The organism is Rubrivirga halophila, assembly GCF_046845755.1.
GTDB lineage: Bacteria > Bacteroidota > Rhodothermia > Rhodothermales > Rubricoccaceae > Rubrivirga.
Map to the genome: position 1 here is coordinate 1,309,545 of NZ_CP177357.1, position 11,314 is coordinate 1,320,858.

Here is an 11,314-nt window from a genome sequence, read left to right on the forward strand (position 1 = left end):
CCCCCGCCAGCGCTGGCGGGGGGCGTCGTTCGTTCGCGCCTCGCGGCCGCCCGCGCCAGCCGCCGGTCCCGCGCCGGGCCCGGCGTAGATTCCGGCCGCACCCCCCGACCCCATGCCGACCGTCCTGATCGCCGACGACGAGCCCGCCATCCGGCGGACGCTCCGCGAGATCCTCGAGTTCGAAGGCTACACCGTCGACGTGGCCGTGGACGGCGACGAGGCCGTCGCCAAGGCGCCCGCCGCCGACCTCGTGCTGCTCGACATCAAGATGCCCAAGCGCGACGGGATGGAGGTGCTCCAGGCGCTCCACGACGCCGAGGTCGGCGTCCCGGTCGTGATGATCTCCGGCCACGGGACCGTCGAGACGGCCGTCGAGGCGACGCAGCTCGGGGCGGTCGACTTTCTCGAAAAGCCCCCGGACCTCAACCGCCTGCTGGTGACGGTCCGCGGCGCGCTCGACCGCGGGAAGCTGCGGACCGAGAACGTCCGCCTCAAGCAGGTCGTCAAGGACGCCGGGACCTCGGACCTCACGCCGATCGTGGGCGACAGCCCGGCCATCGAGCGGATCAAGCAGACCGTCGACCGCGTGGCGCCGTCGGAAGCGCGCGTGCTGATCACCGGCGAGCCGGGCACGGGCAAGGAGCTGGTGGCCCGCCACCTCCACGCCCAGAGCGCCCGGGCCGAGGGGCCGCTCGTCGAGGTCAACTGCGCCGCGATCCCGTCGGAGCTCATCGAGTCGGAGCTGTTCGGCCACGAGAAGGGCGCCTTTACTGGGGCCACCAAGCAGCGGATCGGCAGGTTCGAGCAGGCCGACGGCGGGACGCTCTTCCTCGACGAGATCGGCGACATGTCGCTCGACGCCCAGGCCAAGGTGCTCCGGGCGCTCCAGGAGAGCCGCATCACGCGCGTCGGGGGCGACCGATCGATCACCGTCAACGTCCGCGTGGTCGCGGCGACGAATCGGGACCTGCTGCAGCAGGTCGACGAGAAGCGGTTCCGCGAGGACCTCTACCACCGGCTCTCGGTGATCCTGATCCACGTGCCGCCGTTGCGCGAGCGTCGGTCGGACATCCCCGACATCGCCCAGTTCATCCTGGGCCAGGTGATGCGTCGCAACGGCATGGACGGCAAGTCGTTCGACGAGGGCGCGCTGGCGAGCCTCCAGCGCCAGGAGTGGCGCGGCAACGTGCGCGAGCTGCGCAACGTGGTCGAGCGGCTGCTCATCTTGTCCGACGGCGACGCCATCTCGTCGGCGGACGTCGAGCGCTACGTCGTGCCCCGCTCCGGCGGCGAGGGGGCGGGCGGCCTGATCGACCGCTACGACTCGCTGTTCGAGTTCCGAGACCAAGCCGAGAAGCTCTTTATCGAGCGCAAGCTGGACGAGAACGACTGGAACGTCTCGGCGACGGCCGAGATCATCGGCATCCAGCGCTCGCACCTGTACAACAAGCTGAAGGACCTCGGCATCGAGAGGCCGGAATGAGCGGGGACCGAGGCATGGGGGACGAGGAACGAGCCGAGCTGACGCCGCCGCTGGCGGAGTCCGGCACCGCCGACGCGCTGGCCGAGGCGGGAGCGGTCGGCATGGGCAAGGGGGTGCCCAGCGGGTCCGCCCGTGCCCTCATGCCTCGTTCCTCGTTCCCGGATCGCCCCGCGATCCTGGCGGGCCGGGGCTTGCAGAAGACGTACGCCACGGCGGGCGGCGGGCTGACGGTCCTGGAGGGCTTGGACGTGGACGTGTACCCCGGTGAACTGGTCGCCATCGTCGGCGAGAGCGGGACGGGCAAGAGCACGCTCCTCCACCTGCTGGGCGCGCTCGACCGGCCGACCGCCGGGACGGTCACGTACCGCGGCGAGGACGTGTTCGCCAAGGGCGACGAGGCGCTCGCGGCGTTCCGCAACCGGGCCATCGGGTTCGTCTTCCAGTTCCACCACCTGCTCCCCGAGTTCACCGCCATCGAAAACGTGTCGATGCCGGCGCTGATCGCGGGCGGCACGTTCGACACGGCGCGCGCGCGCGCGAGCGAACTGCTGACGATGCTGGGGCTGGCAGCGCGCCTCGACCACCGGCCCAGCCAGCTCTCGGGCGGCGAGCAGCAGCGTGTGGCCGTCGCCCGGGCGCTCATGAACGAGCCCGGGCTCGTGCTCATGGACGAGCCTTCGGGCAACCTCGACACCCGGACGGCCGAGACGTTGCACGATGAGCTCCTCCGCTTGAGCCGCGACGCCGACCAGGCATTCGTCGTCGTCACCCACAACCCCGCGCTGGCGGGGCTGGCCGACCGCGTGCTCCGCCTGGAGGGCGGCCGATTGATCGACGAGGGAGGTCTGAGGATCGAGGAGTGAGACGCCGGCTGATGGCTCGCGGCGATACCCGATGCTAGCGGTCCACCGATGGTGGCTGATAGTCCACCGACGCGAGCGCTACTGCCATTTGAGGGATGACGCGGGCTTCCTAAGGCGTCCCCTTTCCCATGAGGGAGCGACAGGGTGAGGGGGGCTGTCCACCGCCCGTGGACCATAGGTCGGCGAAACCAACGCAGCGATGGGCGATGGACGGGCGGCGCCCCGGCGCCCGCCGTCGATCCTCCATCGGCTATCCTCCCCTACGACGAAACCGGCCACCGGCCGACCGGCGTACCCCCTCGCCCCGCCCCCGCGCTCCCATGACCGAGACGCTCGCCCTGCCCACGCTGCCCGCCGAGATCGCCCGCGTCGGGTTCGTCCGCGAGGACATCGACCCGACGCTCGACCTGTTCGAGGAGATCGACCGGCTCAAGCGCGAGACCAACGCGGTCCTGCTGGCGCACTACTACCAGGAGGGCGACATCCAGGACATCGCCGACTACATCGGCGACTCGCTGGGGCTGGCGCGCGAGGCCGAGCGGACCGACGCCGACACGATCGTGTTCGCGGGTGTCCACTTTATGGCCGAGACGGCCAAGATCCTGAACCCGACGAAGCGGGTGCTGCTGCCCGACCTGCACGCGGGCTGCTCCCTCGCCGACAGCTGTCCGCCCGACGAGTTCGCGGCGTTCCGGGCCGAACACCCGGACCACCTGGTCATCAGCTACATCAACTGCTCGGCGGCCATCAAGGCGCAGACCGACATCATCTGCACGTCGTCGAACGCCGAGCACATCGTCCGCCAGATCCCGCTCGACCAGCCCATCCTGTTCGCGCCGGACCGCAACCTGGGCCGGTGGCTCATCAAGGAGACCGGCCGCGACATGCTGCTGTGGAACGGGGCCTGCATCGTCCACGAGATCTTTTCGGAACAGAAGCTGGCCCGCCTCAAAGGCCGCTACCCCGGCGCGCCCGTGCTCGCGCACCCCGAGTGCGAGGAGCCCGTGCTCCGGCTGGCGGACCACATCGGGAGCACGTCGTCGATCCGCCGGTTCGCCGCCGAGTCCGACGCCCAGACGCTCATCGTGGCGACCGAGTCGGGCATCCTGCACCAGATGCAGAAGGACAACCCCGGCAAGACGTTTATCGCCGCGCCGCCGGACAACGGGTGCGCCTGCAACGACTGCCCGCACATGAAGCTCAACACGCTCGAGAAGCTGTACCTCTGCCTCAAGCACGGCCAACCCGAGCTCCACATGGACGAGGCGATCCGCATCGCCGCGCGCAAGCCCATCGACCGGATGCTGGCGATGAGCGAGGGGGTCCGGTAGGGCCGGCGCGGGAGGGCGGTGGGGAGGGCCGTAGGCACGAACGCATCGCACTTGGGCAATTTCGCGGGGGCGAGATGCGTACACTTCACGGCGCACGACGCCCCCCCGCCGTTCCAACTCTGTGCCTGCCCTCGCCCTCGTCTGCCTGCTCGCGGCCTTGCAGTGGGGCCCCACGCTCCCGGAGCGCCCGGCGGAGCGGGACTCCCTGGCGTTCGAAGGCCAGCGCACGTCGTGGATCTACGAGGTCTATCCGGAGGGCGAGGGGTGGGTCCGGGTCACCGACCCCGGGGGCGGGCAGGCGCTGATCCCGAGCGTCCTCACCATGGCCCTCGCCGAGCGCGTCCGGGCCTTCTTGGTGAGCGACGGGCGGAACGTCGTGATCTACACGCCCCGCCCCGTGTTCGTCGCGGGGGTCGGGGTCGTGAGCCTGGCCGTGTTCGCGCTCGTCTGGTTCCCGCTCTCGCGGTATCGGCTCCGGCTGGCCCAGACCCAGGAGCGCCTCCGCCTGCTGACCGCCAACCGCCGGCGCATCGCCGACAGCCGCGAGGCCGAGCGCCTGTTCGTGGCGCAGGAGATCCACGACGGCCCCATCCAGAACCTCCACGCGCTCCGGATGCAGCTCAGCATCGCGGCGCGGGGGGGCGTGGTGGCGTCGAAGCTGCCGCCCCCCGACCCCCTCCAGGACCTCCAGCAGGTCATCAAGGAGCTCCGGGCCATCAGCGAGAACCTCCGGCCCCCCGCGCTCGGGCCGTTCGGCCTGGCCGCTGCGCTCCGGGCCTTTTCCGCCCGGTTCGCCGACCTTCACGCCGACGTGGTCGTCGAGGACGCCCTCGAGGACGACGGCGAGCGGTTGACGGAGCGCGAGCGCCTCGCGCTCTTCCGCATCGCGCAGGAGGCCATGAACAACGCCGTCAAGCACGGGGCCCCGTCCACGATCGCGCTCTCGCTCCGGTTCGAGGGCGACCTGACCATCCTCGAGATCTGCGACGACGGGGTGGGGTTCGTGCAGGCCGAGGACGTCGGGGCCTACGCCGCCGACGGGCATTACGGGCTGCTCGGGATGGAGGAGCGGGCGTACGCCATCGGCGCCCTGCTGGCGGTCGCCAGCGACCCCGGAGGCGACGGCCCCACCTGCGTCCGCGTCCGGTTTCGGCCCCGCCCCACCTCCGACCCCCAAGACCCATGAGTATCGCCCCTCTGCGCGTCCTCGTCGTGGACGACCACCCCGTCTGGCGACAGGGGATCCGACAACTCCTCGACAGCCAGGACGACATCACCGTCGTCGCGGAAGCGGCCAATGGGGAAGAGGCCCTGCGGTATGCGAGGTCCCGGGACTTCGACGTGATGCTGATCGACATGGAGATGCCGGTCAAGGGCGGCGTCGAGGTGGCCAAGACCGTGCGCGCGGAGCAGATCCCGGTCCGCGTCCTCGCCCTCTCTTCCTACGACGACGACGCCTACGTCGCGGGGCTGCTCCAGAACGGGGCCTCCGGATTCATCACGAAGGACAAGTCGCCGGAGCTCATCATCGAGGCGGTCCGGGCCGTCGGCCGAGGCGAGGGGCGGTGGTTCGTCGAGATCCGGTCCCCCCACGACATCCCGGACACGCTCTCAGAGCGCGAGAAGGAGATCCTGACGCTCCTCGCGCGCGGGGTCTCGAACGCCGACATCGCCGACGCGCTGTTCGTGTCGGAGAACACCGTTCGGAACCATCTGTCGAAGGCGTTCAAAAAGATCGGGGTGACGACCGCTCGGGAGGCCGTCGTCTGGACGTGGAGGACGGGGTTCGCCACCCATCCGTCCTGAGGCGGCACCCGCTGGGGGGAGCCACAGGTGACGCCCTCGCGTCGCGCTCCCCACCGTCGGACCGATGGGTCAGGGCCGACGCCTTGACCGACTCGCGGCGTTCGGTGAGGTCGATCTCCGCGCGGCAACGGCGCGGCGGGGCCAATCAGAAACGCAACGCAGCCTTCGGTTTTGTCCGATGTGTCCTGAGGAAATGGGGCGTGGCTTTGGGTAGAGTCCCCGTCCCCTGAGGCAGCTGGCGTGCAATATTGGGGTTCTCTTTAACCAACTGCCCACCGGCATGCTCACCTCCCTGTTTCTCCCCTTTGTCGCAACCCTCAACTGCTCGGTCTACCTCGATTCGGACACCGCAGCACCGGATCCGCTGAAGTGCTACGACCTGGGTCCTCTGGGAATCATCTGTTTCTGATCCGAGTGTCGTAGGACCCCACGCCTCGGGTGCGGAAACGGGAAGGCTCCGGATCGCCCCGGTTGGGTGGTCCGGGGCCTTCGTGCGTGGGGCGTGTCCGGAGCCCTGAGGTGTCTGGGGCCCGCTTGCGATCGGGACTCTGCTGATCGTGTCGGCCCCCCCCCGCGACGGCGCGCCCCGGGGGAGGTGCGCCGTCTGGTGGCCAGTGCGCGAGGGGCGCGGGTGGAGGCACGGTGCGCGGGCGCACGCATGGTCGGCCGGCTCGCCCGCGACACCGCGGTGAACCAGCCGGAGGTGGGGGATAGAGGGGGCCGGGTAAACAATGTCCAATCCAATTTGGGCAATCCCCCAACCGCACGGTGAAGGGAAAGTGAGATCCTTGGGTTGTGGGCCAAGCGCGTCTGACCCCTTTCGGGCAAACCCTGCCAGCGTCCACTTCACGATTTTCCTCATACACCCTTCAGCACCATGCAGAACGTTCTCGACCTCCAGGCTCTGGAGCAGGATGTCCCGGGTTGCAGCCCGTCGTTCCTCTCCATCATCGTCACCATCCGTTGTGGCGCAGAGCCCGAGGAGACCGCTCCGGCGAACTAACCACCCGGCGTTGCACGACCCGTGCAGTGCCACATCCCCCGACCACCATGCAGAACGTCCTCGACCTCCAGGCCCTGGAGCAGGATGTGCCGGGCTGTAGCCCGTCGTTCCTCTCCATCATCATCACCTACCAGTGCACGATCGAGGAGGACTGAGCGCCTCGCCCGAGTCGGCCGCCAGCGGGCTCGCACCTGCTGGCGGCCCGCTCGTCCCCGCCCTGCGCGGCCGGGCCGGCCACCACCCTCCGGATCCCGACCCGGCCCCGGACGGCCTCGACGACCCTGTCGGGCCGCTCTACACCCTCTCTCGCTGAGCGATGCACCTCGACCACGCGCTCCCGTATACCCTGATGAGCCCCGAGCACTTCGAGAGCTTGGACCGCTACGTCCCGAGCCCCGACTGGGGCGCACGGGTACGCTCGGTGCTCGGCCCCAAGTGGTCGGTCCAGGAGGGGGGCTTCTGGACGCGAGCGACCCCCCCCGCGTACGCCCCGATCGCGCAGGGGTGGAAGATCCACGTCTCGGCGACGCCTGCGTCCGCCCCGGTCACCCTGGAGCGTGTGCTCCCGGTGCTCCTCGACGAAGCGACCGCGTTTAAGTACGTCGCCGACCCCCGGATGGCCCGCCTGTCCACGAGCAAGAACTGGTCGCGGGTGAGCGCCGGGAAGTTCCTCGTGGCGTACCCCGACTCCGAGGCCGCCTTCGTCCGCCTCGCCGAGCGGCTGGCCGACGCGACTCGAGACCTTGCCGGCCCCTACATCCTGTCCGACAAGCCGCTCGGGGACAGCCGGGCGGTTTTCTACCGCTACGGCGCCCACACGGGGGTGGCGACGCTTGGCCCGACGGGCTCGCTCGAGCACCAGCTGCGCACGCCCGACGGGCTGCTCGTCCCGGACCCCCGGGGCGCGGTCTACCGGGCGCCGGCGTGGGCCTCGGACCCGTTCGGCGGCGGTGCCGCCGAGGAGCGCCGGGGCCCGATCGTGCTCCACGGCCGCTACGAGGTCCGCTCGGCGATCCGGTACGCGGGGAGCGGCGGGTTGTACCGGGCCCGCGATTCCCAGACTGGGACCGACGTCGTGATCCGGGAGGCCCGCCCGTTCATGTCCCCCCGGTCGGGGTCGGACGCCCGGGACCTGCTGAACAAAGAGGCCCGCGTGCTCGACGCTATGGCGCCGACGGGCCTGGTGCCCGCCCTGATCGACGTGTTCGACGAATGGGAGCACCGGTTCCTGGTCCAGGAGGCCGTGAGCGGGCCCTCGCTGTGGTTCCACGCGGCCGAGTGGTACTTCCGCGACCGCGAGCCCCTCTCCGACGCCGACCTCTACGGGCGCCTCGTCGACACCTTCCGGCAGGTCGCCGAGGGCGTCGGCGCCTTCCACGAGCAGGGCATCCTCCTCCGCGACCTGACGAGGTCCAACCTGCTGGTCCCCGAGTCCGGGGGCATCCGGTTTATCGACTTCGAGTTGGCCCACGAGGTCGGCGGGAGCGACCCCGTGGTGTCGGGCGGCACACCGGGGTACCGCTCGCCGGCGCAGCGCCGGGGCGACCGGCCGACGGAAGCGGACGACCACTACGCGCTCGGGGCCTTGTTGCTGGACCTGGTCTCGTTCAACGTGGCCGGGTCCGAACTCAACCCCGACGGGACGTTGCGGGTGTTCGACCTCGCCGCGCGCGACGTCGGGTTCCCCGACGCCCTCGGCCGCACCGTCCGTGGCCTCATGCACCCGTCGCCCGCCGAGCGGTGGTCGATCGCCCGGGCGGTCGACGCGTTGGAGGCGGCGAGAGGGGAGCCGTCCTCGACGGTCCCGGCGATCTTCGAGGGAGCCCGCGTCCGGCCCTGCCCCGCTCCGGAGCCCTCGCTCCGCGCCGCGCTCCCCGCGCTCCTCGACGGTGTCGTGGCGTACGTGACCGCCCACACCGACACCGACCGGGAAGACCGGGTCTGGCCGTCCTGCCCGGAGGCCTTCACGACGAACGGAGTCGGCCTCCGCCATGGGGCGGCCGGGGTCGCAGCGTTCCTGCGTCGGGCCACCGGGGCGGTCCCGGAGGGCGTCGACGCCTGGATCCGGGCGTCGGCGCACCGCCGCGCGCTCCCGCCGGGCCTGATGGCCGGGCACGCGGGGCTCGCCCTGTACTGGCTTGAGGCCGGGGATCTCGACGCGGCGCAAGCCGCCCTGCGAGACGCCTCGGCCGGTGAGCGCCTCGCCCTGTCGACGCCCGGGCTCTACGACGGGGCGGCGGGCTGGGGGCTCGCGCACCTGAGCGTTTGGGCGCAGGCCCCCGCGTCCGCGGCGCTCGCGGCGGCCCGGCGTGCCGGGGACCACCTGGTCTCAGCCGCCCGGCCGTCGTCGGCGGGCGTCTATTGGGACCAGGAGGGGACCGTCCGGTTCGGGCTCGGCCACGGCCAGGCTGGCGTCTCGCTCTTTCTCACGTACCTCGCGCGTGCGACAGGCGACCCCGCATACCTCGACGTCGCCGTCGCCGCGATGGACGACGAGCTGTCCCGCGCCGTCGAGTTCGACTCGCTGACCCTGTGGCGCTTCTACACCCGAGAAGGGGGCGTCGGGGTCGGCTCGCAGGTCCCCCACACCGAGTACGGGTCCGCCGGGGTCGGCACGGCGCTGGTGCGCCTGTTCGCCGCGACGGGCGAGCCCCGGTTTCTGGAGATGGCCGAACGCTGCGCCCACGTCGCGACGCACCGGCAGACCGACAAGCTCTGGCTCGACCACGGGCTCGCCGGGTTCGGGGAGTTCCTGGTCGACATGGCCGAGTACACGGGCGACGAGGGCTACCGGCACCACGCCTTCGCCGTCGCCGAGGGCCTGCTCGCCGCCCGCGCGGACCGGCCGGCGGGCGCGGCGTTCCCGGGGCGGGGGCTGGCGCGCCTGAGCTGCGGGCTCGGCAGCGGGAGCGCGGGGGTCGGCCTGTTCCTCCACCGGCTCCTGACCCCGGGCGCCCCGCGGTTCCTCTACCCCGACGCCCTCCTCGCCGCCGACCCGGTCGCCGTGCCCAGCGGCCCGGGCGCCCTCGCGCTGACATGACGCCGACCCCCATCGCCTTCGGCCCCGGGCTCCGACGAGTCCTCACCCTCGGACGGCCCTACGCGGGACGGCTCGCGCTCGCGCTCGCGCTGTACGCGGTCTCGGTGGTCGCCAACCTCACCGTCCCGCTCGGCATCCGGGCGCTCATCGACGGCGTGCTCACCGAGGGGGCGGGCGTCGCGATCCACCAACTCGCGCTGGTGCTGCTCGCGGTCCTCGCGGCCCAGGCCCTCTTCAGCCTGGCCGCCGGGTACACCATGCGCTGGACGGGCGAGCGCGTCGTCGCCGACCTCCGAGCCCGGGTGTATAGCCACCTCCAGGGCCTCCACCTCCGCTTTTTTGACGACCACAGCGTCGGCACCTTGACCTCGCGCCTGACGTCCGACGTTGCCGTGGTCCGCGGGGCCGTGACCGAGTCGGTCGTGACGCTGATCCTGCTCGTCATGCGCGTGGTCGGGTCGCTCGCGCTGATGGTGGCGCTGAACTGGCGGCTCACGTTGTTCGTGGGGGTCGTCGTCCCGCTCGTGCTCGCCGTGTCGAAGGCGTTCAGCGGCCCGCTGCGCAGGCTCGCGCGGCGGGTCCAAGACCGGCTCGCGGAGGCGACGGCGATCGCGCAGGAAGGGCTGAGCACCGTTCGATTGGTGCAGGCCTTCGGGCGGGCCGACTACGAGTCGGCCCGGTACCGGGAGGCCGTCGAGCGGGTCTTCCGCTCGGCCAAGCGGCGGGTGATCGCCTCGTCGGCGTACGGGGCCGTGGTGGACTTCCTGTTCCTGGGCGCGGTCGTGGCCATCTTCTGGTACGGGGGGCTCGAGGTCGTCGCGGGGCGGCTCTCGGCGGGGGACCTCGTGGCCTTCCTGTTCTACGCGTTCACGATCGGGCAGGGGATCGCCGGGCTGGCTCAGACCTACGCAGGGTTCCAGGCCGCCATCGGGGCTTCGGAGCGGCTGTTCGAGATCCTCGAGCGAACGCCCGAGGTCCAGGACCCCCCCGGCGCGGTCGCCCTCACGGTCGCGCGCGGGCACGTCCAGTTCGACGACGTGTCGTTCGCCTACGTCCCCGGCGTCCCGGTCCTAGACCGGGTGACCATCGACGTGGCGCCGGGCGAGGCCGTCGCGCTCGTGGGGCCGAGCGGGTGCGGCAAGTCGACGCTCCTGGGCCTGCTCCTCCGCTTCTTTGACCCGACGGCGGGCCGCGTGCGGGTCGACGGGCAGGACGTCCGGGGCGCGACTCTGCGGTCGCTCCGCGAGCAGGTCGCGGTCGTCACGCAGGACGTGATCCTGCAGGCCGGGACGGTCTACGACAACATTCGCTACGGCCGCCTCGACGCGACCGAGGAGGAGGTCCGCGCGGCGGCGGCAGCGGCCAACGCCGACGCCTTCATCGAGCGGCTGCCGCAAGGCTACCAGACTCCGGTCGGGGAGCGCGGGGTCAAGCTCTCCGGCGGCCAGAAGCAGCGGATCGCCATCGCGCGGGCCCTCCTCAAGGACGCCCCGGTCCTCCTCCTCGACGAGGCCACCTCGTCCCTCGACGGCGCCTCCGAGGCGGCGGTCCAGGACGCCCTCGCGAGGCTCTCCGAGGGCCGGACCACCATCACGGTGACCCACAAGATCTCGACGGCGGCTGGGGCCGACCGCATCTACGTCATGGGCGCGGGCTCGCTGATCGAAGTGGGCTCCCACGACGAGCTGGTGGCGCGGGGCGGCCACTACGCCACCCTGGCCCGGCTCCACGCCGTCAGCGACGGCGCTCGGAGCCAGCCCGCGCTCGACCCCCCCTGTTTCAACTGAC

7 protein-coding genes are annotated in these 11,314 nt (G+C 71.5%); all 7 read left to right on the plus strand.

Going from position 1 to position 11,314, the window contains the following annotated elements:
- The first annotated feature begins 112 nt into the window (after positions 1 to 112).
- The 7 genes from ACLIRP_RS05635 (at position 113) to ACLIRP_RS05665 (ending at position 11,313) form a co-directional block, all read left to right on the plus strand.
- Positions 113 to 1,483, plus strand: a complete 1,371-nt coding sequence (locus ACLIRP_RS05635) for a sigma-54-dependent transcriptional regulator (protein WP_412062986.1) — start codon at positions 113 to 115, stop codon at positions 1,481 to 1,483.
- A 140-nt stretch (positions 1,484 to 1,623) separates the two neighbouring features.
- Entirely contained in the window at positions 1,624 to 2,346 is a 723-nt protein-coding gene (locus ACLIRP_RS05640) for an ABC transporter ATP-binding protein (protein WP_412063693.1), read from the plus strand.
- Between the two features lie 320 nt (positions 2,347 to 2,666).
- Positions 2,667 to 3,677, plus strand: coding sequence for a quinolinate synthase NadA (gene nadA, locus ACLIRP_RS05645; protein WP_412062987.1), 1,011 nt, complete (start codon positions 2,667 to 2,669; stop codon positions 3,675 to 3,677).
- Positions 3,678 to 3,798: 121 nt separating this feature from the next.
- Positions 3,799 to 4,863, plus strand: coding sequence for a sensor histidine kinase (locus ACLIRP_RS05650; protein ID WP_412062988.1), 1,065 nt, complete (start codon positions 3,799 to 3,801; stop codon positions 4,861 to 4,863).
- On the plus strand, positions 4,860 to 5,483 hold the full coding sequence (locus ACLIRP_RS05655) for a response regulator (RefSeq protein ID WP_412062989.1): 624 nt from the start codon (positions 4,860 to 4,862) through the stop codon (positions 5,481 to 5,483). Before ACLIRP_RS05650 ends, ACLIRP_RS05655 begins: the two co-directional genes overlap by 4 nt.
- Before the next feature lie 1,319 nt (positions 5,484 to 6,802).
- Positions 6,803 to 9,526 (plus strand): class III lanthionine synthetase LanKC, encoded by a 2,724-nt coding sequence (gene lanKC / locus ACLIRP_RS05660; RefSeq protein ID WP_412062990.1) that lies wholly within the window; start codon positions 6,803 to 6,805, stop codon positions 9,524 to 9,526.
- Positions 9,523 to 11,313: an ABC transporter ATP-binding protein gene (locus ACLIRP_RS05665; RefSeq protein WP_412062991.1), complete on the plus strand. Its 1,791-nt coding sequence runs from the start codon at positions 9,523 to 9,525 to the stop codon at positions 11,311 to 11,313. Before lanKC ends, ACLIRP_RS05665 begins: the two co-directional genes overlap by 4 nt.
- The last annotated feature ends 1 nt before the right edge of the window (position 11,314 follow it).